Source organism: Achromobacter sp. ACM01, assembly GCF_014851745.1.
In the GTDB taxonomy this organism is placed as follows: domain Bacteria; phylum Pseudomonadota; class Gammaproteobacteria; order Burkholderiales; family Burkholderiaceae_B; genus Achromobacter; species Achromobacter aegrifaciens.
Genome location: NZ_JACVAF010000004.1, coordinates 235,959 through 261,750 on the forward strand (window position 1 = coordinate 235,959; position 25,792 = coordinate 261,750).

At 65.6% G+C, this 25,792-nt stretch carries 27 protein-coding genes; 18 read left to right on the forward strand and 9 right to left on the reverse strand.

Annotated features, from left to right (window positions below; all coding sequences use genetic code 11):
* Positions 1–16 precede the first annotated feature (16 nt).
* A complete protein-coding gene (locus tag IB268_RS21525) occupies positions 17–916 on the reverse strand; it encodes a LysR family transcriptional regulator ArgP (RefSeq protein WP_192354779.1) in 900 nt (299 codons plus the stop codon).
* A 145-nt stretch (positions 917–1,061) separates the two neighbouring features.
* On the opposite strand from IB268_RS21525, the gene IB268_RS21530 reads away from it, so the two are divergent.
* The 7 genes from IB268_RS21530 to IB268_RS21560 all read left to right on the forward strand — a co-directional run bounded on the left by IB268_RS21530 (position 1,062) and on the right by IB268_RS21560 (position 8,279).
* Entirely contained in the window at positions 1,062–1,694 is a 633-nt protein-coding gene (locus IB268_RS21530) for a LysE/ArgO family amino acid transporter (protein WP_054457287.1), read from the forward strand.
* 102 nt (positions 1,695–1,796) lie between these two features.
* Complete coding sequence (locus IB268_RS21535; protein ID WP_054456914.1) at positions 1,797–2,108, forward strand: antibiotic biosynthesis monooxygenase; 312 nt, start codon at positions 1,797–1,799, stop codon at positions 2,106–2,108.
* A 52-nt stretch (positions 2,109–2,160) separates the two neighbouring features.
* Positions 2,161–3,102, forward strand: coding sequence for a LysR substrate-binding domain-containing protein (locus IB268_RS21540; protein ID WP_054456916.1), 942 nt, complete (start codon positions 2,161–2,163; stop codon positions 3,100–3,102).
* 330 nt (positions 3,103–3,432) lie between these two features.
* The gene (locus IB268_RS21545) at positions 3,433–4,596 is read left to right on the forward strand and encodes an ABC transporter substrate-binding protein (protein ID WP_054456918.1); all 1,164 of its coding nucleotides are present in this window, start codon (positions 3,433–3,435) and stop codon (positions 4,594–4,596) included.
* Positions 4,597–4,739: 143 nt separating this feature from the next.
* Complete coding sequence (locus IB268_RS21550; protein ID WP_054456919.1) at positions 4,740–5,612, forward strand: branched-chain amino acid ABC transporter permease; 873 nt, start codon at positions 4,740–4,742, stop codon at positions 5,610–5,612.
* 3 nt (positions 5,613–5,615) lie between these two features.
* Positions 5,616–7,538, forward strand: coding sequence for an ATP-binding cassette domain-containing protein (locus IB268_RS21555; RefSeq protein WP_119450178.1), 1,923 nt, complete (start codon positions 5,616–5,618; stop codon positions 7,536–7,538).
* A gap of 18 nt (positions 7,539–7,556) precedes the next feature.
* Positions 7,557–8,279 carry an ABC transporter ATP-binding protein gene (locus IB268_RS21560; RefSeq protein ID WP_013396767.1) on the forward strand — a complete coding sequence of 241 codons (723 nt, stop codon included), beginning with the start codon at positions 7,557–7,559 and terminating at the stop codon, positions 8,277–8,279.
* A gap of 190 nt (positions 8,280–8,469) precedes the next feature.
* Here the strand turns inward: IB268_RS21560 and IB268_RS21565 are convergent, their stop codons facing one another.
* The 3 genes from IB268_RS21565 to IB268_RS21575 all read right to left on the reverse strand — a co-directional run bounded on the left by IB268_RS21565 (position 8,470) and on the right by IB268_RS21575 (position 10,269).
* Positions 8,470–8,895 carry an organic hydroperoxide resistance protein gene (locus IB268_RS21565; protein WP_013396768.1) on the reverse strand — a complete coding sequence of 142 codons (426 nt, stop codon included), beginning with the start codon at positions 8,893–8,895 and terminating at the stop codon, positions 8,470–8,472.
* Positions 8,896–9,038: 143 nt separating this feature from the next.
* The gene (locus IB268_RS21570; RefSeq protein ID WP_054456924.1) at positions 9,039–9,500 is read right to left on the reverse strand and encodes a MarR family winged helix-turn-helix transcriptional regulator; all 462 of its coding nucleotides are present in this window, start codon (positions 9,498–9,500) and stop codon (positions 9,039–9,041) included.
* A 64-nt stretch (positions 9,501–9,564) separates the two neighbouring features.
* Positions 9,565–10,269, reverse strand: a complete 705-nt coding sequence (locus IB268_RS21575) for a Crp/Fnr family transcriptional regulator (protein ID WP_054456926.1) — start codon at positions 10,267–10,269, stop codon at positions 9,565–9,567.
* A gap of 169 nt (positions 10,270–10,438) precedes the next feature.
* On the opposite strand from IB268_RS21575, the gene IB268_RS21580 reads away from it, so the two are divergent.
* The 7 genes from IB268_RS21580 to IB268_RS21610 all read left to right on the forward strand — a co-directional run bounded on the left by IB268_RS21580 (position 10,439) and on the right by IB268_RS21610 (position 19,018).
* Positions 10,439–12,415 (forward strand): long-chain fatty acid--CoA ligase, encoded by a 1,977-nt coding sequence (locus IB268_RS21580; RefSeq protein WP_119450176.1) that lies wholly within the window; start codon positions 10,439–10,441, stop codon positions 12,413–12,415.
* A gap of 5 nt (positions 12,416–12,420) precedes the next feature.
* Complete coding sequence (locus IB268_RS21585) at positions 12,421–13,218, forward strand: ABC transporter ATP-binding protein (RefSeq protein ID WP_054456930.1); 798 nt, start codon at positions 12,421–12,423, stop codon at positions 13,216–13,218.
* Between the two features lie 11 nt (positions 13,219–13,229).
* Entirely contained in the window at positions 13,230–14,159 is a 930-nt protein-coding gene (locus IB268_RS21590) for a branched-chain amino acid ABC transporter permease (protein WP_192354780.1), read from the forward strand.
* Positions 14,160–14,185: 26 nt separating this feature from the next.
* Positions 14,186–15,250, forward strand: a complete 1,065-nt coding sequence (locus IB268_RS21595; RefSeq protein WP_054456932.1) for a branched-chain amino acid ABC transporter permease — start codon at positions 14,186–14,188, stop codon at positions 15,248–15,250.
* Between the two features lie 227 nt (positions 15,251–15,477).
* Positions 15,478–16,818, forward strand: a complete 1,341-nt coding sequence (locus IB268_RS21600) for an ABC transporter substrate-binding protein (RefSeq protein WP_175162420.1) — start codon at positions 15,478–15,480, stop codon at positions 16,816–16,818.
* A gap of 60 nt (positions 16,819–16,878) precedes the next feature.
* A complete protein-coding gene (locus IB268_RS21605) occupies positions 16,879–17,721 on the forward strand; it encodes an ABC transporter ATP-binding protein (RefSeq protein WP_175162418.1) in 843 nt (280 codons plus the stop codon).
* A 28-nt stretch (positions 17,722–17,749) separates the two neighbouring features.
* A complete protein-coding gene (locus IB268_RS21610; RefSeq protein ID WP_175213020.1) occupies positions 17,750–19,018 on the forward strand; it encodes a phenylacetate--CoA ligase family protein in 1,269 nt (422 codons plus the stop codon).
* 18 nt (positions 19,019–19,036) lie between these two features.
* Here the strand turns inward: IB268_RS21610 and IB268_RS21615 are convergent, their stop codons facing one another.
* The 5 genes from IB268_RS21615 to IB268_RS21635 are packed head-to-tail and all read right to left on the reverse strand — an operon-like array spanning position 19,037 to position 22,316.
* Positions 19,037–19,861 carry a sulfite exporter TauE/SafE family protein gene (locus IB268_RS21615; protein WP_119450175.1) on the reverse strand — a complete coding sequence of 275 codons (825 nt, stop codon included), beginning with the start codon at positions 19,859–19,861 and terminating at the stop codon, positions 19,037–19,039.
* Between the two features lie 7 nt (positions 19,862–19,868).
* Positions 19,869–21,104 carry an FAD/NAD(P)-binding oxidoreductase gene (locus IB268_RS21620; RefSeq protein ID WP_192354781.1) on the reverse strand — a complete coding sequence of 412 codons (1,236 nt, stop codon included), beginning with the start codon at positions 21,102–21,104 and terminating at the stop codon, positions 19,869–19,871.
* 18 nt (positions 21,105–21,122) lie between these two features.
* On the reverse strand, positions 21,123–21,542 hold the full coding sequence (locus IB268_RS21625; protein WP_054456941.1) for a DUF6691 family protein: 420 nt from the start codon (positions 21,540–21,542) through the stop codon (positions 21,123–21,125).
* A gap of 1 nt (position 21,543) precedes the next feature.
* The gene (locus IB268_RS21630) at positions 21,544–21,975 is read right to left on the reverse strand and encodes a YeeE/YedE family protein (protein WP_054456943.1); all 432 of its coding nucleotides are present in this window, start codon (positions 21,973–21,975) and stop codon (positions 21,544–21,546) included.
* A complete protein-coding gene (locus IB268_RS21635; RefSeq protein WP_054456945.1) occupies positions 21,972–22,316 on the reverse strand; it encodes a helix-turn-helix transcriptional regulator in 345 nt (114 codons plus the stop codon). The genes IB268_RS21630 and IB268_RS21635 overlap by 4 nt, the downstream gene beginning before the upstream one ends.
* 123 nt (positions 22,317–22,439) lie before the next feature.
* Between IB268_RS21635 and IB268_RS21640 the strand changes: the two genes are divergently transcribed.
* The 4 genes from IB268_RS21640 to IB268_RS21655 all read left to right on the forward strand — a co-directional run bounded on the left by IB268_RS21640 (position 22,440) and on the right by IB268_RS21655 (position 25,788).
* A complete protein-coding gene (locus IB268_RS21640; protein WP_119450173.1) occupies positions 22,440–23,303 on the forward strand; it encodes an MBL fold metallo-hydrolase in 864 nt (287 codons plus the stop codon).
* A gap of 84 nt (positions 23,304–23,387) precedes the next feature.
* Positions 23,388–24,854, forward strand: coding sequence for a polyphosphate:AMP phosphotransferase (pap, locus tag IB268_RS21645; protein WP_192354782.1), 1,467 nt, complete (start codon positions 23,388–23,390; stop codon positions 24,852–24,854).
* A 23-nt stretch (positions 24,855–24,877) separates the two neighbouring features.
* Complete coding sequence (locus IB268_RS21650; RefSeq protein WP_059374149.1) at positions 24,878–25,327, forward strand: GNAT family N-acetyltransferase; 450 nt, start codon at positions 24,878–24,880, stop codon at positions 25,325–25,327.
* Positions 25,324–25,788 (forward strand): HIT family protein, encoded by a 465-nt coding sequence (locus tag IB268_RS21655; RefSeq protein ID WP_192354783.1) that lies wholly within the window; start codon positions 25,324–25,326, stop codon positions 25,786–25,788. The genes IB268_RS21650 and IB268_RS21655 overlap by 4 nt, the downstream gene beginning before the upstream one ends.
* Positions 25,789–25,792: the final 4 nt, after the last annotated feature.

Genomic DNA, 25,792 nt, shown 5'->3' on the forward strand with positions numbered 1-25,792 from the left:
TTGTTCTCCTAGTGGGTTAACGCCGCCTGACCAGGCTGCGGGCGGCTGACAGGACCGAGTCCGTCAGGGCTTCCATCGCTTCGGAGTTTACCCGCCAATGCTGCCAATACAGCGGTACATCCTCCCAGGCGCGGCCTCGAAGCAGCATCAGCTGACCTGCATCAAGGTGTTCCTGCACCAAGGGCAGCGGATTCATGGTCCAGCCCAGGCCGCCCAGCGTGGCCTGCACGAACGCGCGTGTCGACGGCACCCACCAGACCGGCGGCTGCCAGGGTGCGGGATCGGCGATCTTGTGCGCGAAGCGCGCCTGCAGCGCGTCCTTGCGGTTGAACACCAGCACCGGCGCCTGCGCCAGCGTCTGGGCGTTGACGCCCTGCGAAAAGTAGCGCTTGTGGAATTCCGGCGTGCAGGTGGCCACGTAGCGCATGCTGCCCAGCGCATGGATGCGGCAGCCCTGGACCGGCTCGGCCAGGGCGGTCACCGCGCCCAGCACCGAACCGTTGCGCAGCAGCGCCGCGGTGTGGTCCTGGTCTTCGGACTGCATGTCCAGCGTGGCGCGGGTGCGCGCGGAGAACTGCACCGCCGCATCGACGAACCAGGTCTCCAGGCTGTCATGATTGACCGCGACGGGGATGCTGGCATACGGCACATCGTCGTCCGCCACGCCCAGGCGGTCGAGCGCGTCATGCTCCAGCAACGCCGTCTGCTCGGCCAGCCGCACCAGCACCTGCCCGTCCGCCGTGGCTACCGCCGGCACGGTGCGCTGGACCAGCAGGCGGCCCATGCGGTCCTCCAGCGCCTTGATCCGCTGCGACACCGCGGATGGCGTGACGCTGAGCGACAGCGCCGCCCGCTCGAAACTGCCTTCCCGCACTACCGCGGCCAGGGCGCGCAGGTTGCCGCGATCGATTTTCATGAGATTAGTTTTACTTAAGATAGTGAAGGAAAATTAGCTTTATTTCATATTCACTGCAAGCGAAAATGCCTTATTACCGGAGCGCCATAGCGCCCCGCGTTGTCATCCAAACGCCGCCACAGGCGTAGCAGCACAGGTGCAGGTCATGTTCGCCACGTTGTCATCCCCCCTCTTCTTCACTGCCTGGGCCAGCGGTACGGCCACCGGGCTGGGCCTCTTCGCGGTCGTGGGCGCGCAAAGCGCGTTCATCCTGCGACAGGGGCTGATGCGCGCCCACCTCTTGAGCGTGGTCGCCATCTGCGCGCTGATAGACGCCGTCTTCATCTTCGCCAGCGTGTCCGGCCTGCAGGCGCTCACCGCCTGGTTCCCCTGGCTGACAACCGCCGTGCTGTGGTTCGGCGTGGCCTTCCTGTCCTGGTACGCACTGCAATCTGCGCGCCGCGCCTGGACCGCCACCGGCGGCCTGGCCGCCGCCCGCGACGTGGTGCCATCGCGCCGCGCCGCCATGCTGGGCGCGCTGGGCTTTTCGTTGCTGAATCCGCATTTCTGGCTCGACATGGTGGTGGTCGGCTCGCTGGCGCACGGCTTCGAGGAAGCGCGCATGGCATTCGCCGCCGGCGCCTTCACCGCCAGCCTGCTGTGGCTCGCCGTGCTCGGCATAGGCTCCCGCCTGTTCGCCCCGTTCTTCGCCAGCGCGTCGGCCTGGCGCGTGCTGGACGGCATCATCGCCGTGGTCATGGCCGCGCTGGCGGTCAGCCTGGCGCTGAAGGGCGTGTAGACGCGTTTAAGCTACGTTTCCAGCAGTTCCCCCGATCGGCCGCCCGGACCTCCCGGCGGCCGGCTTTCCTGCTTGCCGCACCCGCCGCGTCCGGAGTCCCACATGTACAGCTCCACCTTCATCTTCGCCACCAAGCAGTTCGACGATGATTTTCACCGCCTGGATCAAGCCATCGCCGCTGCCGCGCGCGCCATTCCGGGCTATCTGGGCGAAGAGAGCTGGGCAGACACCGCGCGCGGCCTGATCTCCAACGTCTACTACTGGGAATCGCTGGAAGCGTTGGAACAACTCATCCGCCACCCTGCGCACCAGCAGGCCAAGGCCGCACAAGCGCGCTGGCTGGACGGCTATCGCGTGGAAATCTCCCAGGTGCTCCGGCGCTACGGCGCAGGGCTGGCGCCGCCGTCCTTATAATCGCCCGGTAGCCAATCTTTCGTCGGGCGCAACACCGGCCCGCCAGACGATCATGCGCGGTCCCAGCCCTTCCAAAGATGTGCGCCTGCCCCCCCTGGCAGCCATCCAGGCCTTCGAGGCAGCCGCCCGCCTGGGCTCCTTCGAACGCGCCAGCGAGGAACTCTTCGTCACTGCCAGCGCCATCGGCAAGCGCATCGCCGCGCTCGAGGCCATGCTGGACGTCACACTCTTCATCCGCAGCAGCCGCGGCGCCACGCTGAGCTCGGCCGGACGCGAGTACCTGGACCAGGTCCGCACCGCGCTGGACCTGCTGTCCGACGCCTCCCTGCACAAGCGCGGCGAACCCAAGCTCGAACCGCTGCGCGTCGTCTCCACCCCCACGTTCGCCCGCCAGGTGCTGATCCCCGCCCTGCCCGGCTTCACCGCCGCGCATCCCGAGGTGGAGCTGGAAATCATGCTGTCCATCCCCTACCTGGACATCATGCCGCCCAATGCCGACGTCTGGGTGCGCTTCGGCAGCGGCAAATATCCCGGCCTGAACGCGCACCAGTTGACGGCGGATCCGGTGTTCGCGGTCTGCGCGCCCGAATACCGCGACCGGCACGGCCCCTTCGAGCGGCCCGCCGACCTGGCCCGGGCGCAACTGCTGCGCTGCCCGATGGAACCGTGGCGGCCCTGGCTGGCCGCCGCCGGGCTGGACTGGCCCGAGCCCGCGCGCGGCGTGTGGCTGGTGGACCTGGGCATCATGTTGGCAGCCGCGCGCGCCGGCCAGGGCCTGGCGCTCACGCGGCGCGCGCTGGCGGCCGAATGGCTGGACGAGGGCAAGCTGGTGCGCGTCCTGGACATCGAAATTCCCGGCGAATGCCAGTATTACCTGTGCACCGAAACCTCGCGCCCGCCGGGCAGAGCGGTCCAAGCGTTTTCCCTATGGCTGGATGACGTGTGCAAACAGGTTTCTCAATGGCCGCAAGGCCTGCGGGCCGGTAAGGAATAAATTTCCAGGCCGGGGCGGAATGAAATTCCGCGCAGCCCGCCGCCGCGCTGGCTAGGATGCCGCCAATGCAATGTCCCGCCCATGCCCGCCACGGCACGCCGCCTTCCATTCCCTTCCCCACAGCAGGCAGCGCCATGGCGCATGACAGGAACCCTCGTGCGTCCGTACTAGGTATTTACGCGGAAAAACCCCGCCGGGTCAGTTTCGCGTAAGTGATTAGGCAGACAGTCACGACACGCCACACAGGAGAGCGCCGCAGCAACGATTTTCGCCGTCTGGCGCCGGCACACGGTTTTCCACGCAGTTCTACCAATTACAACGGAGACATCAATGGATTTTCGTTTGAAGCTGCTAGCAGGAACCCTTGCACTTGCCGCAACGGCCGCGTCCCACGCCGCCGACCCCATCAAGATCGGCGTGGCCGGCCCCTACACCGGCGGCTCGTCCTCCATGGGCGTCAGCATGCGCGACGGCGTGCGCCTGGCCATTGAAGAAATCAACAAGAACGGCGGCGTCATGGGACGCCAGCTGGTCGCCGTCGAACGCGACGACGAAGCCAAGAACGAGCGCGGCGTACAGATCGCCCAAGAGCTGATCAACAAGGAACAGGTCGCCGCCACCGTCGGCTACATCAACACGGGCGTGGCCCTGGCCTCCCAGCGCTTCTACCAGGACGCCAAGATCCCCGTGTTCAACAACGTGGCCACGGGCAGCGTGATCACGCACCAGTTCAAGGCGCCGGAATACCCGAACAACTACGTGTTCCGCAACGCGGCGCATGACAGCATCCAGGCCCCGATGATCGTCGAAGAGGCGGTGACCCGCCGCGGCTTCAAGAAGGTCGCGATCCTGGCCGACTCCACCAACTACGGCCAGCTCGGCCGCGAGGACCTGGAAAAGGCCCTGGACGCCAAGGGCATCAAGCCCGTGGCCGTGGAGAAGTTCAACATCAAGGACGTCGACATGACGGCCCAGCTGCTGAAGGCCAAGGCCGCCGGCGCCGAAGCCGTGCTGACCTACGGCATCGGCCCCGAACTGGCCCAGGTCGCCAACGGCATGACCAAGCTGGGCTGGAAGGTGCCGATCATCGGCAGCTGGACCCTGTCCATGGCCAACTACATCGACAACTCCGGCGCCAACGGCGAAGGCGCGCGCATGCCGCAGACCTTCATCCAGGACCCGGACACGCCCAAGCGCAAGGCCTTCATCGACGCCTACCTGGCCAAGTTCAAGCCCAAGAACAACCGCATCGATTCCCCGGTGTCGGCCGCCCAGGGCTATGACTCCATCTATCTGCTGGCCGCGGCCTTCAAGCAGGCCAACTCCACCGACGGCCCGAAGGTCCGCGAGGCCCTCGAAAACCTGCAGACGCCCGTCGAGGGCGTGGTCATGACCTACAACAAGCCCTTCAGCGCAGACAACCACGACGCGATCACCGTCAAGGAAGTGGTCATCGGCGAGGTCAAGGGCGGCCGCGTCGTCAAGGCCAACTAAGGTCCCGCAGCGCATCCCGGCGGCGGCTGCCCGGCCGCCGCCAGCCGCGCCCTGTCGCCCAGGGCGCGGGCTTGCCGCCGCCTGAAAACCGCGTTCTGCCCAAGGGGGTTGGGACGGAACCACAGCGCTACACGACACACACCATGATTCTTCTACAGCTCATCTATAGCGGTATCGCGCTGGGCATGATCTATGCCGTCATCGCGTTCGGATACCAGCTCACGTTTGCCACGTCGGGCACCCTGAACTTCGGCCAGGGCGAAGCCCTGATGCTGGGCGCGCTGGTCGGCCTGACACTGGTCGGCCTGGGCGTGAACTACTGGGTGATGATACCCATCGTCTGCATCTTCGGATTCGCGCAAGGCGCGCTGGTCGAGCGCGTGGGCGTCAGGCCCGCCATCAAGACCCGCTCGGAGTTCGGCTGGATCATGGCCACCATCGCGCTGGGCATCATCTTCAAGAACGTCGCCGAGAACATCTGGGGCCGCGACGACCTGCGCTTCCCCTCGCCGCTGCCGGAAGCGCCCATCCAGGTGCTGGGCGCCAACGTGCTGCCCATGGAGCTGCTGGTGGTGTTCGGCGCCCTGGCGATGATGCTGCTGGTGGAAGTCTTCAACCGCAAATCCATCTACGGCAAGGCCTTCGTCGCCACGTCCAACGACCGCGACGCCGCTGGCCTGATGGGGATCAACACGGGCATGGTGATCACGTTTTCCTACGCGCTGTCCTCGCTGACTGCCGCGTTCGCGGGCGTGCTGGTCGCGCCCCTGACCCTGACCGGCGCCACCATGGGCGCGGTGCTGGGCCTCAAAGCCTTCGCCGTCGCCATCATCGGCGGCCTGTCCAGCGGCATGGGCGTGGTGGTGGGCGGGCTGATCCTGGGGATCGCCGAAACGACCACCGGTTTCTATCTTTCGACGGGGTACAAAGACGTGCCGGGATTGGTGTTGCTGCTGCTCGTACTGACCTTCAAGCCCGCCGGCCTGTTCGGCAAGACCGCGATCAAGAAGGTGTAAGCGATGAAACCCTTGCACCTTTTGCTATCCATCGTGGCCGTGGCCTGCCTGGCCGCCGTGCCGCTGGGCGTGACCAACACGTACTACCTGCACCTCATCGAAACCATCATGATCTATTCGATCCTGCTGTTCGGGCTCGATATCGTGGTGGGCTATACCGGCCAGGTGTCGCTGGGCCACGCCGGCCTGTTCGGCATCGGCTCGTATGTGGCGGGCGTGCTGTTCTTCCATCTGCAGATGCCCATCTGGGTGATCCTGCCCGCCGCCATCCTGATCGCGGCCGCCTTCGGCGCGGTGCTGGCGCTGCCGGCGCTGCGCGTCACGGGGCCGTACCTGGCCATGGTGACGCTGGCGTTTGGCACCATCATCCAGATCCTGATCAACGAAATGACCTTCCTCACCGAAGGCCCCCTGGGCATCAAGATCTCCAAGCCCGCCATCGCCGGACATGTGCTGACCAAGAGCGAGTACTTCTGGCTGGTCGCGGCGCTGCTGGTGCTGTCGCTGATCGTGGTGCACCGCATCCTGAAGTCTCACCTGGGCCGCTCGTTCGAGGCCCTGCGGGACAGCCCCATCGCGTCCGACTGCATGGGCGTGTCGGTCTACCGGCACAAGGTGTTCGCCTTCGTCATCAGCGCCGGCTTCGCCGGCCTGGCCGGCGCGCTGTACTCGTATTCCGAACAGTACATCTCGCCCAACACCTACAACTTCGAACTGACCATCCTGTTCCTGCTGGCCATCATCATGGGCGGGCGCAAGAGCCGCACGGGCGCGCTGCTGGGCGCGTCCATCATCGTGCTGCTGCCCAAGATGCTGGATGACATCTCGACCTTCAGGCTGATCGCGCTGGCCGTGGCCATCCTGGTCACCGTCGGCAGCGCCATCGCAATATCCAAGGGCCGCACCGAACCGCGCCGCGTCGTCGTGCCGGTCGTCGGCACCATCCTGCTGGCGGTGTTCTCGTACTGGCTGGAAGCGGTCACCGACTGGCGCCTGACGATCTTCGGCGCCATGATCCTGTTCGTCGTGTACTACCTGCCCGACGGCATCGTGGGCTTCGTGCGCAACCTGTTCTTCTCCAACCGCCGCGCCGCGCTCTCGGTCAAGTCGGATCTGGTGAAGGCCCAGGACGCCGTGCCCGATGCGGCCAAGGGCAAGGGCGACACGCTGCTGGCAGCCAAGGGCGTGCTGATGCAGTTCGGCGGCCTGAAGGCGCTGAACCAGGTCGACCTGACCGTCAAGCGCGGCACCATCCATGGCCTGATCGGTCCCAACGGCTCCGGCAAGAGCACCATGATGAACGTGCTGACGGGCATCTACGTGCCGACTTCCGGCGCCGTGGAGTTCTCGGGCAAGTCGCTGGTTGGCATGACACCGGCCGACATCGCTGAAACCGGCATCGCGCGCACCTTCCAGAACGTGCAACTCTTCGGCGAAATGACCGCGCTGGAGAACGTGCTGGTCGGCCTGCACCACACCTTCACCACTGGGCTGGCCGGCATCGCGCTGCGCACGTCCAAGTGGAAAGGCGAGGAACAGGGCGCCCGCGCCCGCGCCATGGCGCTGCTGGAATTCGTGGGCCTGGAATCCCTGGCCAGCGAGGAAGCGCGCAACCTGCCCTACGGCAAGCAACGCCTGCTGGAAATCGCCCGCGCGCTGGCCCTGGATCCGCAACTCCTGCTGCTGGACGAACCCGCGGCCGGCCTGACCGCGCCCGACATCGTCGAACTGCTGGCCATCATCCGCAAGGTGCGCGACCACGGCATCACGCTGATCCTCATCGAACACCACATGGACGTGGTGATGGGCGTGTGCGACACCGTGTCGGTGCTGGACTTCGGCCAGAAGATCGCCGAGGGCCTGCCCAACGAAGTGCAAAGCAACGCCAAGGTCATCGAGGCGTATCTGGGCGGCGCGCCCGCCTGACGCCAAGGGGACAACAAGATGCTATCGATCAAGAATCTGGAAGCGGGCTACGGCAAGGTGAAGGTGCTGCACGGCATCAGCATGGAAGTGCCTAAGGCCAAGGTGGTGACGCTGATCGGCTCCAACGGCGCCGGCAAGACCACCACGATGCGGGCGCTGTCCGGCATGATCCGCCCCACCGCGGGCGAGGTCACGCTGAGCGGCAAGCGCATCGACGGCCTGGAGTCTCACCGCATCGCGCGGCTGGGCCTGGCGCATTCGCCCGAGGGCCGGCGAGTATTTCCAACGCTGTCGGTCACCGACAACCTGCTGCTGGGCGCTTTCCCGCGCCTGACAGGCAGCCGTCCCAAGGGCGACGTGCAGTCCGACCTGGGCCGGGCCATGGATCTGTTTCCGCGCCTGAAGGAACGGCGCGATCAGCTGGCCGGCACCTTGTCGGGCGGCGAACAGCAGATGCTGGCCATGGCTAGAGCGGTGATGCTGAATCCGGAACTGGTGTTGCTGGACGAGCCTTCAATGGGGCTGGCGCCGATCCTGGTGGAAGAAGTGTTCCGGATCATTGCGCGGCTCAAGGATGAAGGGGTGACGATGCTGCTGGTGGAGCAGTTTGCTGCTGCTGCATTGAATGTGGCGGATTATGGGTATGTGTTGGAGAACGGGCGGATCTCGGTGCATGGGAGTGCGGATAAGTTGAAGCATGATCCGGCTGTTGTGGCGGCTTACTTGGGTGGGTCGCATTAGAGGGATGGCGTTGTTGGCGTTCTTTTGACGCCTGCCACGTCGGGGACTCGCGCTGCGCGGGGCAACGATTGCGGCCCGGAGCCTTCGCTCCGGACCGCAATCGTGGGCGCGAGCCGCCACGCCGCACGCGACGACGGGCGGCCTAAGAACAAGGCCGCCCGCCAACAGAACATCAACAACCCATCAACGATCAAACAATCGTCAACGTCACATCAATATTGCCACGCGTAGCATTCGAGTAAGGGCAAACGATATGCGCCGCAGCGACCAGCTTCTCCGCCTCAGCCCGCTCCATCCCCGGCAACGAAATCTTCAGTTCGACTTCGATCCCGAACCCCGTAGGAATAGGACCAATTCCAACAGCACCGTCGATCGTCGCATTCGACGGCATGGCGATCTTGTCGCGGCCGGCGACGAATTTCATGGCGCCCATGAAGCAGGCCGAGTAGCCCACGGCGAACAGTTGTTCCGGATTGGTGCCGGCCGCGCCCGCGCCGCCCAGTTCCTTCGGCGTGGTCAGCTTGACGTTCAGGTTGCCGTCGTCCGTGGCGCCCGTGCCTTCACGGCCGCCGGTGACGTGCGCATGGGCGCGGTACAGCACTTTTTCGATAGACATGATGCGTTTCCTTGTAGGGAAGTGGAGGTTGGACTGCCAGGCCTGGCGGGAACATCCCGCCGCGACCCTTACTATTTAAATAGTGCAATATTAAATAGCGCACTATTTATTTGATCTAACGATAGCGGGCCTGGCCCGCCGCTTCAAAGACTTGCGCTGAGCTTCTCCCGCAGCGCATGCAGCGTTTTCATCATACCTTGCGCCTCTTCCAGCGAACACTGCGCGGCGCCCGCGATCGAGTGCGGCACGGCCTCGGCTTGCGCGCGCAGTTCGCGGCCCTGGCGGGTCAGTCCGACGATCACCTGGCGCTCGTCTTCCACGGCGCGCTTGCGCGTTACCAGGCCTGCCGCTTCCAGGCGCTTCAGCAGCGGCGTCAGCGTGGCCGAATCCAGGAACAGGCGCTCGCCGATATCCGTCACCGTAATCTCGTCGCCTTCCCACAGCACCAGCATCACCAGGTACTGCGGATAGGTCAGGTCCAGGCCGCGCAGCAGCTTGCGGTACACCTTGTTCATCGCCAGCGAGGTCGAGTACAGGGCGAAGCACAGCTGGCTGTCCAGCAGCAGCGGGTTGAATGCGGCCTTGGCTTTGGATCTGGATTTCATTGCGCAATATTAAATAGCGCGCGATCTATCGTCAACAACTATTTTGGACAAGAGCGGCCAGCGCCTAGGCCGGCTCGCCCTCGGCCGCGGCGCGGTCCGACCCGTATTGTTTCAAGCCGTCCAGGTCCAGCACCCTGACCGCGCCGTATTCCACATTCAGCAAGCCCGCCTCTTCCAGCTTGCGCAGCGCCTGGTTGGCGCGCTGGCGCGACACCCGGGCCAGATAGCCGACTTCTTCCTGGGTAATCGCCAGGCGCATGCCCATGCCGGGATACAGCAAAGGGTTGAAGAGCTCGGCCAGGCAGCGGGCCACGCGCGCATCCGGATCCAGCAAACGGTCGTACTCCGCCTTGCCGATGAACTGCGCCACGCGCTCGTTCAATTGGTGGAGCAGATAGCGGTTGAACGGGATGCTGTTATCCAGCAACCAATCGAAGGTAGCGGCCGGCAGGCGCGCGACCACCGAATCCCGCAGAGCAACGATGTCGTACTTGCGGATCTCGCGCTTGAGCAGCGAGCCCTCGCCGATCCAGCCGCCGGCAGGCACGCCGGTCAGCGACGCCACCTTGCCTTCGGCGTTGCCCACCGAAACCTTCACCAGCCCCGCCAGCACCCCTATCCAAGCCTGGGCGAGTTCACCTTTGCGCTCTATGATCGACCCGGCAACCACCTGCTGCACGGTAAGGTCCCTCTCGACGCGCTCTTGCTGATCGCGGCTGAGCACGCGAAACCAGGCGGCGGCGAGTTGCAGGGAGTCGGATAGCTGCATCGGGAATACCCTAAAAGTTCCTTGAATGTCGCGATGGTGACAGTTGGTAGCAACCCAACCTTATACCTTAACTCCTGCCGTAAATCTAAAACCAACTGGTCAAGCGCCTCATCGCCGCCACCGCTCTCGCGGACTCCCGGCCCGATGCGCCCAAACCGGAGGAGACATCGTGGCACATACACCGCCCGCATCTGCACAGATGCCGGCGGCGCTGGATACCTTTCCGGCGCTGCTGTTCACGCATGCCAGCGTTCGCGGGTCGCGGCCCGCCATACGCGAAAAAGATCTGGGGATCTGGCAAACCCTAACGTGGTCCGACGTGGCGGAGCATGTCCGGCACGTTGCGCATGGCTTGGCTGCATTGGGCATCAAGCCCGGCATGCACGTGGCCGTGATCGGTGAAAACCGTCCGCGCCTGTACATGGCCATGATGGCTGCGCAGTCGCTGGGCGCGATACCGGTGCCGCTCTACCAGGATGCCGTGGCGCAGGAAATGGTCTACGTGCTGCAGGACGCCGAGATCAGCGTGGCCATCGTCGAAGACCAGGAACAGGTCGACAAGATGCTCGAAGTCCACGAGCAATGTCCCGCGCTCAAGCATGTGGTGTACGACGATCCGCGCGGCCTGCGGCATTACACCGACCCGATGCTGCGCTCGTATGAACAGCTGGAAGAGCTGGGCCGCGAATACGCCAAGCAGCATCCCGGCTTCTTCGAGCAGGCCGTCGCCGCCGTGCAGCCGCATGACCCGGCCGCCATGTTCTATACCTCCGGCACCACGGGCAAGCCCAAGGGCGTGGTGCTCACGCACCATGCGCTGATCGACCGTGCGCGCGCCGTGTCCGATATGGAAAAGCTGACCGACCAGGAAGACGTGCTGGCCTATCTGCCGCCCGCCTGGATCGGCCAAAACATGTTCTCGTACACGCAACTGCTGGTCACGGGCTTTACCGTAAACCATCCTGAATCGCCCGACACCGTGTCAATCGACATGCGCGACATCGGCCCCACCTATTACTTCGCGCCGCCGCGCGTGCTGGAAGGCCTGCTGACGCATGTGATGATCCGCATGGAAGACGCGGGGCTGATCAAGCGCAAGCTGTTCGCGGCCTGCATGAAGCTCGCCCGCCGCGTGGGCGCCAAGATCCTGGACGGCGAGCAGGTCGGCGCCTGGGACCGCCTGCGCTACGCGCTGGGCAACATGATGATCTACGGTCCGCTGCGCAATGCGCTGGGCATGAGCCGCGTGCGCGTGGCCTACACCGCGGGCGAGGCCATCGGCCCCGACCTGTTCGTGTTCTACCGCTCCATCGGCATCAACCTCAAGCAGCTCTACGGCTCCACCGAAACCTCGGTCTTCGTCTGCGTGCAGCCCGACGGCCAGGTGCGCGACGACACGGTAGGCCCGCCCGTCGAGGGCGTGGAGATCCGCGTGGCCGACAACGGCGAGATCCTGGTCAAGAGCCCCGGGCTCTTCAAGGAGTACTACCGCAACCCCGAAGCCACCGCCGAAGCGCGCAGCGCCGACGGCTGGTTCCATACGGGCGACGCGGGCTATCTGGACACCGACGGCCAGCTGAAGATCATCGACCGCGCCAAGGACGTGGGCAAGCTTGCCAATGGCGCCCTGTTCGCGCCCAAGTACATCGAGAACAAGCTCAAGTTCTTCCAGCACATCAAGGAAGCGGTCGCCTTCGGCGCCAACCGCGACGACGTGTGCGCCTTCATCAACATCGACCTGGAAGCCGTGGGCAACTGGGCCGAGCGCCGCGGCATGCCCTATGCCGGCTACACCGACCTGGCTTCCAAGGACGAGGTCTACCAGCTGATCGCCGAATGCGTGGAGCAGGTCAACGCCGACCTGGCCACCGATCCCAAGCTGTCGGCCTCGCAGATCAGCCGTTTCCTCATCCTGCACAAGGAACTGGATCCGGACGACGACGAACTGACCCGCACGCGCAAGGTGCGCCGCGCCTTCATCGCGCAGAAGTATGGCGTGCTGATTGACGCGCTCTTTGGCGGCAAGCAATCGCAGTTCATCGAGACCGAAGTGAAATTCGAAGACGGACGCACCGGCAAGATCTCGGCGGACCTGAAGATCCGCCCGGTCAAGACCTTCCCCGCCATCACCGCCAAGGCCGCGTAGAGATCATGAGCAACAACGACCGCGACCAGCGTATTGGCGACGTCATGCTGGACATGCAGAACATCTCGCTGTCCTTCGGCGGCGTGAAAGCGCTGACGGACATTTCGTTCAACGTGCGCGAACACGAGATCCGCGCCATCATCGGCCCCAACGGCGCCGGCAAGAGCTCGATGCTCAACGTCATCAACGGCGTCTACACACCGCAGCAAGGCGGCATCGAATTCCGCGGCGAGCGCTTCTCGCGCATGAATCCGCGCCGCGCCGCTGAAATGGGCATCGCGCGCACGTTCCAGAACCTGGCCCTGTTCAAGGGCATGAGCGTGCTGGACAACATCATGACCGGCCGCAACCTGCGCATGAAGTGCGGACTGCTGGCCCAGGCCTTCCGCCTGGGCCCGGCCGAGCGCGAAGAAATCAAGCACCGCGAGTTCGTCGAGAACATTGTCGACTTCCTGGAAATCCAGGCCTACCGCAAGACGCCCGTGGGCCGCCTGCCCTACGGCCTGCAAAAGCGCGTGGACCTGGGCCGCGCGCTGGCAATGGAGCCGCGCCTGCTGCTGTTGGACGAACCCATGGCCGGCATGAACATCGAAGAGAAGCAGGACATGAGCCGCTTCATCCTGGATGTGAACGACGAGTTCGGCACCACCATCGTGCTGATCGAGCACGACATGGGCGTGGTCATGGACATCTCGGACCGCGTCGTGGTGCTGGACTACGGCAAGAAGATCGGCGACGGCAAGCCGGACGAGGTCCGTGCCAACGAAGACGTGATCCGAGCTTACCTCGGCGTATCGCACTAAGGCGGACAGACATGGGATTTTTTCTAGAGACCTTACTCGGCGGCCTGATGAGCGGCATGCTGTACGCGCTGATCGGCCTGGGCTTCGTGCTGATCTTCAAGGCATCCGGCGTCTTCAACTTCGCGCAGGGCACAATGGTGCTGGTCGCCGCGCTGTCCATGGCCCGCTTCTCGGAGTGGCTGCCGCGCTGGTTCGGCTTTGACAACATGATCCTGGCCAATGTGCTGGCCTTCATCGTCAGCGCCATCGTGATGTTCCTGCTGGCGGTCGCCATCGAACGCTTCGTGCTGCGCCACCTGGTCAACCAGGAGGCCACCACCTTGCTGATGGCCACGCTGGGCATCAGCTACTTCCTGGACGGCCTGGGCCAGATCACCTTCGGCAGCTCGGTGTACTCCATCAACGTCGGCATGCCCAAGGATCCGCTGATGATCCTGGACTCGGTCTTCGAGGGAGGGTTGCTGATCAACCTGGAAGACCTGACGGCAGCGGTGATCGCCGCCCTGCTGGTGGCCGCGCTGGCCCTGTTCTTCCAGTACACCTCGACCGGCCGCGCCCTGCGCGCGGTGGCCGACGACCACCAGGCCGCGCAGTCCATCGGCATTCCGCTGAACCGCATCTGGGTGATCGTCTGGAGCGTGGCGGGGCTGGTGGCGCTGGTGGCCGGGATCATCTGGGGCTCGAAATTTGGCGTGCAGTTCACGCTGTCCACCGCGGCGCTGCGGGCGCTGCCGGTGGTGATCCTGGGCGGCCTGACTTCGGTGCCGGGCGCCATCCTGGGCGGCCTGATCATCGGCGTGGGGGAAAAGCTGTCCGAGGTCTATCTGGGGTCGCTGGTAGGCGGCGGTATCGAAATCTGGTTCGCCTATGTGCTGGCGCTGGTGTTCCTGCTGTTCCGTCCGCAAGGGCTGTTCGGCGAGAAGATCATCGACCGTGTCTGAGCCCACAGGCCCTCTAGGATAAAAACATGTTCTATCGCGAAAACGGCCAATTCAAGACCAGCTATCGCGCTGACCAGCAGATCTTTCCGATCCGCCAGGACCGCATCTTCATCTGGCTGCTGCTGGCGGTGGCGTTCATCGCCATCCCGGCCATGGCCAGCGACTACCTGCTGCGCGCCATCCTGATCCCGTTCCTGATCCTGGCGCTGGCCGCCGTGGGCCTGAACATCCTGGTGGGCTATTGCGGCCAGATCTCGCTGGGCACGGGCGCCTTCATGGCGGTGGGCGCCTATGCAGCCTGGAACTTCGGCGTGCGCTTTCCCGGCATGCCGCTGGTCATCCAGATCCTGCTGGGCGGCTTCTTCGCCACCATCGTGGGCGTGATCTTCGGCATACCCAGCCTGCGCATCCGCGGCCTGTACCTGGCGGTGGCGACGCTGGCCGCGCAGTTCTTCGTGGACTGGGCGTTCCTGCGCATTCCCTTCTTCACCAACTACTCGTCATCCGGCAACGTCTCGGTGCCGCCGCTGACCGCCTTCGGCCTGCCGGTGCAGAGCGCGCTGGAAAAGTACTTGTTCGTGCTGATCCTGGTCGTGATCTTCAGCCTGCTGGCCAAGAACCTGGTGCGCGGCGCCATCGGCCGCCAGTGGATGGCGATCCGCGACATGGACGTGGCTGCCTCCGTCATCGGCATCCGCCCCATGTACGCCAAGCTCACGGCCTTCGCGGTCAGCTCGTTCATCGTCGGCGTGGCCGGGGCCTTGTGGGGCTACATCCACCTGGGGTCCTGGGAACCGCTGGCGTTCGACCTGACGCGTTCGTTCCAGCTGCTGTTCATGGTCATCATCGGCGGGCTGGGTTCGATCATCGGCAGCTTCTTCGGCGCGGCCTTCATCGTGCTGGTGCCGGTGGCGCTGTCCAACATCCCGCATGCGCTGGGCATCCCGCTGTCGGTGGACACGGCCGCGCACATCGAACACATGGTGTTCGGCGCGCTGATCGTGTTCTTCCTGATCGCCGAACCGCACGGGCTGGCCAGGCTGTGGAGCATCGGCAAGGAGAAGTTGCGCATCTGGCCCTTCCCGCATTAAGGATAAGACCCACCCCCGAAGCGCCTTCGGCGCTTCCCCCTCAAGGGGGCGCCGCTGGGGACCGGCAAAGCCGGATCCGCCGCGGCCCGGATGGAGTGGCCTAAGTTTTGATCACCGTCGGCAGTAGCGGCATGAGCGCTGCAACCGGCATCCTGAATACCCGGCTCAAGACCGGGCCAATCCCGGTGTCCCAGGGTTTACTGACCCAAACACCACGCAGGAGGTAAATGGAGATGAAGCGTCTTAACCTGAAGTTGGCGGCAGCTTTGATGGCCGCAGCCGGCGCCGCAGGCGCCGTGGCCACGCCGGCAATGGCGGCGGAAGAGCAGTTCGTTCCGTTGCTGGTGTATCGCACCGGGTCCTTCGCGCCCCTGGGCATTCCCTGGGCCGACGGCAAGCTGGACTATCTGAAGCTGGTCAACGAACGCGATGGCGGCGTCAACGGCGTCAAGATCACGTACGAGGAATGCGAAACCGCCTATGCCACCGACCGCGGCGTGGAATGCTACGAGCGCCTGAAGGGCAAGGGCACCGGCGCATCGGGCTTCGACACCCAGTCCACCGGCATCACCTTCGCCGTCAGCGACAAGGCCATGGTCGACAAGGTCCCGGTCGAAACGATGGGCTACGGCCTGTCGCAGTCGGTCGATGGCAGCGTGTTCGAGTGGAACTTCCCGCTGCTGGGCACCTACTGGACCGCGGCCGACGTGATGATCCAGGACATCGCCAAGAAAGAAGGCGGCATGGACAAGCTCAAGGGCAAGAAGATCGCCCTGGTCTACCACGACTCGCCGTATGGCAAGGAGCCGATCCCCCTGCTGCAGAAGCGCGCGGCCAAGGAAGGCTTCGAGCTGGTGCTCTATCCCGTGACCGCCCCCGGCGTGGAACAGAAGTCCACCTGGCTGCAGATCCGCCAGGCGCGCCCCAACTACGTGCTGCTGTGGAGCGCCGGCATCATGACGCCGACCGCCATCCGCGAAGCCCAGGCCAGCGGCTATCCGCGCGACAAGATGTACGCCATCTGGTGGGCCGGCTCTGAAGGCGACGTGAAGGACCTGGGCGATGTCGCCAAGGGCTACAACGCCATCACCATCCACAACAGCGGCGCCGAGCACGACAAGGTCTACGACGACCTGAAGAAGTTCGTCTACGACAAGGGCCAGGGTTCGGACAAGACCGGCAAGACCACGCTGGGCACCATCGCCCACACCCGCGGCATGATGATCTCGATGCTGCAGGTGGAAGCGATCCGCACCGCGCAGGAAAAGTTCGGCAAGGGCAAGGCGCTGACGCCAGAGCAGGTCCGCTGGGGCTTCGAGAACCTGAACCTGACGCAGGAAAAGCTGGACAAGCTGGGCTTCGGCCAGATCATGCGTCCGGTCAAGACCTCGTGCAGCAACCACAAGGGCGACGACTGGGCCCGCATCGTGCAGTGGGACGGCGCGAAGTTCAAGGTGGTCTCCGACTGGTATCAGGCCGACAAGACCATCCTGGATCCGATGGTTAAGGAAAGCGCAGCGAAATACGCGAAAGAAAAGAACATCACGCCCCGCACTTGCGAGAACTGATGTGAACCGGCCGCCGGTCCCGCATAAGGGGCCGGCGGCCACCAAGCCGCAGGAACAGCCATGACCGCTGCAACGACTTCCGCAGTACCCGCAGACACCCCCAAGGTGCTGCTCGACGTGAACGGCATCGAGGTGATCTACAACCACGTGATCCTGGTGCTCAAGGGCGTTTCCCTGCAAGTGCCGGAAGGCAAGATCGTGGCCTTGCTGGGCGCTAACGGCGCGGGCAAGACCACCACCTTGCGCGCCATTTCGAACCTGCTCAAGGGCGAGCGCGGCGACGTCACCAAGGGCCATATCCAGTACCGCAACCAGCGCATCGAAAAGCTGTCGCCGGCGGAATTGGTCAAGCGCGGAGTGGTGCAGGTGATGGAAGGCCGGCATTGCTTTGCCCACCTGACCATCGAGGAAAACCTGCTGACCGGCGCCTACACGCGCAGCATGAGCCGCGCCGATACCGCGGCGGCGCTGGACCGCGTCTACCAGTATTTCCCCCGCCTGAAGCAGCGCCGCGCCAGCCAGTCCGGCTACACCTCGGGCGGCGAACAGCAGATGACTGCCATCGGCCGCGCGCTGATGGCCAACCCCAACATGATCTTGCTGGACGAGCCCTCCATGGGGCTGGCGCCGCAGATCGTCGAAGAAATTTTCGAGATCGTGCGCGACCTGAACCAGCGCGAGCGCGTCAGCTTCCTCTTGGCCGAGCAGAACACCAACATTGCGCTGCGCTACGCCGACTACGGCTACATCCTGGAAAACGGCCGCGTGATGATGGATGGCGCGGCGGCCGACCTGGCCCAGAACGAGGACGTGAAAGAGTTCTATCTGGGCATCTCCAGCGGCGAACGCAAGAGTTTCCGCGACAACAAGTTCTACCGCCGGCGCAAGCGCTGGCTGGCGTGATTCCTGGCATACGAGAGGGTGTGATCCCATGTCCCAGTTTTTCGATATTCTCGAAACCAGAGCGCCCGAGCAACGCGAGCGCGAGCTGATGGCCGCCCTGCCCGGCGCGATCGCGCGGGCCATTGCGCGTGCGCCCGCCATCGCCGAGCAGCTGCGCGGCATCGACCCCGCCACCATCACGTCGCGCGCGGCGCTGGCGACCCTGCCGGTGCTGCGCAAGCACGAACTGCTGGAACGCCAGCAGCACAGCCGCGCCGACGCGGCCGCGCCTGCCGGACCGCAGAAAGCCTTCGGCGGCTTCTCCGCCATCGGTTGGGGCGAGGCGATGCGGGTGTTCGCGTCTCCCGGCCCCATCTATGAGCCGGAGAGCGCGCGCAGCGATTATTGGCGCTTTGCCCGCGCCCTGCACGCGGCCGGGTTTCGCGCCGGCGAGCTGGCCTACAACTGCTTTTCCTATCACTTCACACCCGCGGGCTCCATGATGGAAACCGCGGCGCATGCCGTGGGCTGCACCGTGTTTCCCGGCGGCACCGGCCAGACGGAACAGCAGGTGCGCGCGATCCAGGATCTGGCGCCCACCGGCTATACCGGCACGCCCAGCTTCCTCAAGATCATCCTTGAAAAGGCCGACGAACTGGGTGTGAAGCTGGATTCGCTACGCCGCGCGCTGGTGTCCGGCGAAGCATTCCCCCCATCCCTGCGCGACTGGCTGGCCGCGCGCGGCATCGACGGCTACCAGGCCTACGGCAGCGCCGACCTGGGCATGGTCGCGTTTGAAACGCCGGCGCGTGAGGGCTTGGTGCTGGGCGAAGACATCATCGTCGAGATCGTGCGCCCCGGCACCGGCGAACCCGTGCCGGATGGCGAGGTCGGCGAGGTCGTGGTCACCACCTTGAATCCGGACTATCCGCTGGTGCGCTTCGGCACCGGCGACCTGTCCGCCGTCATGCCCGGCATCTCTCCCTGCGGGCGCACCAACACCCGCATCAAAGGCTGGATGGGCCGTGCGGACCAGACCACCAAGGTGCGCGGCATGTTCGTCCATCCGTCGCAGGTAGCCGACGTGGCGCGCCGCCATCCCGAGATCCTGCGCGCGCGGCTGGTGATCAGCGGCAGCACGGGTTCCGACCGCATGGTGCTCAAAGTGGAATCGCGGGTGCGCAGCGAAGAGCTCGGCAAGCGCATCGCCGAATCGGTGCGCGACGTGACCAAGCTGCGCAGCGACGTGGAGTGGGTGGATGCGGATGGCCTGCCCAACGATGGCAAGGTCATCGACGATATCCGCACCTACGAGTAAGCGCGACGGCTCGCGGCCTCATGCGGCCGCGAGCAGCGCCAGCACACCCTTCATCAGCATCGCCACGGCCACCAGGCCCGCGAATAGCGCGAAACTCTGCTGCAGACGGCGCGGGGGAAACCGGTCGGCCACCTTGCGCCCGCCCAGCATTCCCAACACCGCCGCCGCGGTAAAAGGCGCGGCGATGCGCCAGTCCAGATGCCCGCCCGCCGCCGCGGCCACGACGCCGCTGGCCGACACCAACGCGATCACTGCCAGCGAGGTGCCGACGATGGCCTGCATGCTGAGGTCCGTGGCGCGCCGCAGCGCGGGCACGATGACGAAGCCGCCCCCCACGCCCAAGAGGCCGGACAGGAAGCCGGCGATCAGCCCCGCCCCCGTCAAGGCGCGCGCGCAGGGCGCGGTCCAGCGCAGTCGGCCGGTGCTGGCGTTGAGCTGGCAGGGCGGCGTGCGCGGCGCGGCCTGCGCCGCCGGCTTGTTGCCTTGGTTCCACATGCGCCAGGCCACCATGCCCAGCACGCCGGCGAAGATGATGGCCAACGGCGCATTGGGCAGACGCCGCGCCGCCCACAAGCCCAGCGGCGACACCAGGATGCCGGTAACGGCCATGAAGCCCGCCGCGCGATAGCGCACCTGCCCTTTGCGCAAGCCCAGCACCGCGCCCAGCGCAGCCGACAACCCCACCGCCAACAAGGCGATGGGCGCGGCCTGCGACACCTGCAAGTGCAGGCCGAAGACCAACAGAGGCACCGCCATGATGGCGCCGCCCGCGCCGGTCAGCCCGAGTATCAGGCCGACGCACGCCCCCAGCGCCGCACTGACGGCCAATACCGTATCGATCATGAGACGCTCAGTTGCCCAACGGGCGGGCCAGCCATTCGCGGCCCTTGAGCATGCCGTTCCAGTAGATCCAGGGCAGCAGCGTCGCCTTGAGGAACCAGGCGCTCTTGCGCGGCACGGTCGGGTCCAGCGGGAACGTGGGCAGCAGCTTGCCGCCGTAACCGAACTCGGCCAGCACGATGCGTCCGCGCTCCACCGTCAGCGGGCAGGAGCCATAGCCGTCGTACTTGACGGGCATGGCATGGCCTTCGCGCAGCGCCAGCAAGTTTTCCGCCACCGTGACGATCTGCTTGCGCGCGGCCGCGGCGGTCTTGGCGTTGCTGGTGCAGATGCCGTCGCCCAGCCCGAACACGTTGCCATGGCGCACGTGCAACAGCGTGGACGGGTCCACTTCGCACCAGCCGGCGGCGTCCGCCAGCGGGCTGTTCTTCAGGAAGTCATGCGGCACCTGCGGCGGCACCGCATGCAGCATGTCGAAGGATTTTTCCAGGCGCGTCACCGCGCCGTCGGCGTTCTTGAGATCGAACCAGGCCTTGCGCGCCGCGCCGTCCACCGCCACCAGCGCAGAGTTGAAGGCCAGCGCGATGCCGTAGCTTTCGACATAGCGCATCAGCGGCGGAACGAACGTCGGCACGCCGAACAGCGCCGCGCCCGCCAGGTCGAACTCCACGTCGATGCGGTCCAGCACGCCGGTGCGCTTCCAGTGGTCGCAGGCCAGGTACATGGCCTTTTGCGGCGCGCCGGCGCATTTGATGGGCATGGCCGGCTGCGTGAACAGCGCCCGCCCGCCCTTCAACCCGCGCACCAGTTCCCAGGTATAGGGCGCCAGGTCATAGCGGTAGTTGGAGCTGACGCCGTTCTTGCCCAGCGTGTCGGCCAGGCCCTCGACCTTGTCCCACGCCAGGCGCAGGCCGGGGCAGACGATCAGTTGCTGGTAGCTCACCGCCCGGCCGTCGGACAGCAGCACGCGGTTGGCCTCGGGTTCGAAGCCCGCCGCTGCCGCCTGCAGCCAAGTGGCGCGCCTGGGCATGACGTCGCGGGTCGGGCGCACGGTCTTGGCGATGTCGAAAGCGCCGCCGCCCACCAGCGTCCAGGCCGGCTGGTAGTAGTGCTTGTCGCTGGGTTCGATGACGCCGATGCGCAGGTCCGGGCGGCGACGCAGCAGACTGGCGGTGACGCCTATGCCCGCCGATCCGCCGCCCACCACCACCACATCGAAATCGCGCTGCGCCTCTGCTGTCGGCATGCTTGTCTCCTCGCCGGTTTACCGGCTTTTGAATTTTTCCAGGACTGAAAATATCGCCATGCCGGCAACCATGGCGGCCACGAAGATCAGCGCTTCGGACACGCCGGCGGATGCGGCCACCAGCGCGGGTCCTGGGCAGAAGCCCGCCAGGCCCCAGCCCGCGCCGAACGCCAGGCTGCCCACGGCCAGTCGCACGTCCACGCGCGTAGCCGTGGGCCAGCGCAGCGGCTCGCCCGACAAGCTGGCACGACGCCGCCGCAAGAGCGCGAAGCCCGCCGCCGTGACCAGCACGGCGCCACCCATCACGAAGGCCAGTGACGGATCCCAGGCGCCGGCCAGGTCCAGAAAACCCAGCACCTTGGCCGGATTGGCCATGCCGGAAATGATGAGGCCCAGCCCGAACACCAGGCCCGACCCGAATGCGATCAATGCCACCATGTCAAAGTCCCCCCAGATGGCGGGTGACGTAGACCACGGCAAAACCCGCGGCCATGAACAAGGCGGTGGCGGTGAGCGACCGGCGCGATCCGCGCGACACGCCGCAGACGCCGTGGCCGCTGGTGCAACCCGAGGCATAGCGGGTGCCGATCCCCACCAGCAGACCCGCCACGATCAGGCGCGTCGTGCCGGCTTCGACCACGATGGGCGGCAAGGCGCTGCCCAGGCGGTACAGCCAGGGCGCAGCGAACACGCCCAACAGAAAGGCCAGCCGCCACATGCCGCCGCGCTCGGGCGGCAGCAGGCCGCCCAGGATGCCGCTGATGCCCGCGATCCGCCCCGCCCCGGCCATCAGCAGCACGGCTGCGGCGCCGATGAGCAGGCCGCCCGCGCCAGCGGACCAAGGCGTGAAGGCGGACCAGTCCATGTTCATTTGAGCGACTCCAGTGACTCCATGGTCCGGCCGCAGTACAAACTGGAAAGCGTCTTCATCACTTGGCTGACCTCGAAACTGGCCATCTGGTAGTAGACGTACTTGCCCTCGCGCCGGGTCGCGACCAGGCCTTCGTCGCGCAGCACGCCCAGTTGCTGGGACAAGGTGGGCTGGCGGATGCCGGTGAGCGATTCGAGTTCGCTCACATTGCGTTCGTTCTGGACCAGCTGGCACAGCAGCAGCAGGCGGTCTTCGTTGGCCAGCGCCTTGAGGAGCGCGCAGGCCTGGGAGGCGGATTCGCGCAAGGCGGCGACCTCGCACTCGGTCAGGGCGTCATTCATTTGATGCGTATCAATCGGCTAGATGGAGTTTGATCATTATATTGACCAATATAATATCCAACAATATTATTGAAATATATATAGTGTTTCATCGTGCAGCGACTCGCTGCGATGCGAGCGTCCATGTCTCCCCAGATCCAGGCCTTTTTCGATCCCGTCACCGCCACCGTCACCTACGTCGTGCATGAGCCCGCGCCGGGCGGCGCCTGCGCCATCATCGACTCGGTGCTGGACTACGACCCCAAGTCCGGCCGCAGCAGCACCGCCAGCGCCGACCGGGTGGCGGATTACGTACGCCAGCATGGCCTGAAGACCGAATGGCTGCTGGAAACCCATGCCCATGCCGACCATCTGTCGGCCGCGCCCTACTTGCAGCGACAGCTTGGCGGCGTCATTGCCATCGGCCAAAGCATCCAGACCGTGCAGGGCGTGTTCAAAAAGATCTTCAACCTGGAGCCGGAGTTCCAGCTGGACGGCTCGCAATTCGGCCATCTGTTCAAGGACGGCGAAACCTTCCGCATCGGCGCGCTGACGGCGCAGGCCATCCACGTGCCTGGCCATACGCCGGCTGACATGGCCTACCTGATCGGCGACGCGGCCTTCGTCGGCGACACGCTGTTCATGCCGGACGTGGGCACGGCGCGCTGTGACTTCCCCGGCGGCGACGCCCATCAGCTGTACCGTTCCATCCAGCGCCTGCTGGGCCTGCCCGCCGAGACGCGGCTGTACATGTGCCACGACTACCCGCCGGCCGGGCGCGACGCCTCCTGGCAGACCACGGTAGCCGAACAGCGCCGCGCCAACATCCACGTGCGCGACGGCGTCGCCGAAGCAGACTTCGTGGCCATGCGCACGCGGCGCGACGCTACGCTCTCCATGCCCACCCTGATCCTGCCCGCCATCCAGGTGAACATCCGCGCCGGCCATTTCCCGCCGCCCGAGGACAACGGCGTGCGCTACCTGAAGATCCCCGTCGACGCGCTCTGACCGAGCCTCGCGCCGGGCTTGCGCGCCCGGGGCTTATCCCGCAAGATCGTCCGATCGCAGAATTGCCGATCAGACGGATCCCCCATGTTTGCAGAAGCCGAAGCCGACCCCAGCCTATCCAAGGAAGAGTTCAAGCCATTGGAGGCGAAGCTGCGCGTCGCGTTGCTGAACGCGCAGTATCAGCGCCTGCAGAAAGCGGACAAGACGCTGCTGGTGGTCATCGCGGGCATAGACGGCGCCGGCAAGGGCGCCACCGTCAACCTGCTGAACGAATGGATGGATCCGCGCCACATCAAGACGCTGGCCTACGGCCCGCGCGAAGGCGCCGCGCTGGAGCGTCCGCCGTTCTGGCGCTACTGGAACGACCTGCCGCCCAAGGGCAGCACCGGCATCGTGTTCGGCTCCTGGTACGCATCGCTGCTGTATGAGGCCACGCGCAAGAAGCCCGACCAGAACAGCATCGAGGCGCAGGCCGCCGCGATCCGCCACTTCGAGGCCATGCTCGCCGCCGAGGGAGTGCAGATCGTCAAGCTCTGGTTCCATTTGTCGGCCAAGGCACAGAAAGAGCGGGCCGAGCGCCTGCTGGCCAGCCCGGAAACCTCCTGGCAGGTCAGCCCGATCGACCTGAAGGTCTACAAAAAGTACGACCGCATCCGCAACGCCGGCCAGGTGGTGCTGAACCGCACGGACTGCGGCCACGCCCCCTGGGTCGTGATCCCCAGCGCGGACGAAGACATGCGCGCCGCGCGCACCGCCGAAGCCGTGTTGGCCGCCATGCGCCAGCGCGGCGTGCCGCGCATTCCGGCCGCCTTCGTGGCGCATGCCAGGACCACGCGCGTCGTCGACCGCCTGGGCGAACTGGACTACGACGCCAAGACCGACAAGGACGACTACGAATCCGAACTGGGCCTGCTGCAAGGCCGGCTGGCGCGCGCCGCGCGTTCAAAGAAATTCCAGGAGCGTTCGCTGGTGCTGGTGTTCGAAGGCCAGGACGCGGCCGGCAAGGGCGGCGCGATCCGGCGCGTCACGCATGCGCTGGATGCGCGCCAGTTCGACATCACGCCCATATCCGCCCCCACCAGCGAAGAGCTGGCCCGGCCCTATCTGTGGCGCTTCTGGCGCCACGTGCCGCGCCATGGCCGCATCGCCATCTTCGACCGCTCCTGGTACGGCCGCGTGCTGGTCGAGCGCGTCGAAAAACTGACCGCGCCCGCCTGCTGGCGCCGCGCCTACGCCGAGATCAACGACTTCGAGGGGCAACTGGCCGCCAGCGGCGCGCTGGTGCTGAAGTTCTGGCTGGCGGTGACGCCGGACGTGCAGCTGGAGCGCTTCAAGGAGCGCGAGAACTCGCCCTTCAAGAACTTCAAGATCACACCCGACGACTGGCGCAATCGCGACAAATGGAAGGACTACGCGGATGCCGCCAACGAGATGCTGGCGCGCACCGACCTCGCGCATGCGCCGTGGCATCTGGTGTCCGCCAACGACAAGCGCTACGCTCGATTGCAAGTGCTGCGACACATCGTCGAAGCCATGGAAGACCAACTCTGAATCCCGCCTGGAGGCCGCAAGCCATGAGTACCGCAGAAATCCGTCCCATCGTCGCCGCCGACTTCGAAGCCTGGCTGCCGCTATGGAAGGGCTACCAGGAGTTCTATCGCGTCAACATCGACGACGCCGTCACGCGCAACACCTGGGCGCGCTTCCTGGACCCCGCCGAACCCATGCACGCGGCGCTGGCGTACGAAAGCGGCCGGGCCGTCGGCATGGTGCACTGGATCTTCCACCGCTCCACCTGGACCGCGGGCGACTACTGCTATCTGCAAGACCTGTACGTGGATCCGGACGTGCGCGGCACCGGCGCCGGCCGCAAGCTGATCGAACACGTGTACGCGCAAGCCGCCGCCGCCAATTGCGCGCGCGTGTACTGGCTGACGCATGAAACCAACGCCACCGCCATCCAGCTCTACGACCGCATCGCCGACCGCTCGGGCTTCATCCAGTACCGCAAGGTGATGCCGTGAGCGCACGCGACCCCAACTGTCCGCTGTGCCAGGAAGACGGCGGCACGCTGCTGTGGCGCGGCCCGCATCTGCGCATCGTCGAGGTCGAGGACGCCGACTATCCGGGCTTCACGCGGGTAATCTGGAACGGCCATCTGGCCGAGATGACCAGCCTGTCCACGCACGGCCGCGACCTGCTGATGCGCGCCGTGTACGTGGTCGAAGAAGCGCAGCAATCGGTCCTGGGACCGGACAAGATCAACCTGGCCTCGCTGGGCAACATGGTGCCGCACCTGCACTGGCACGTGATCCCGCGCTGGCGCGGCGACCGCCATTTCCCCGACCCGATCTGGGCGCCGCCGCGCATCGCCGCCGGCGCGGAATCCGCCGAATGGAAGGAACGTCAGGCGCGCGTGCAGGCGCTGCTGCCGCGTTACCGCGACCGGCTGGTCGAGGCCATGAACGCCCTGCTCTGGCACTGAGCCG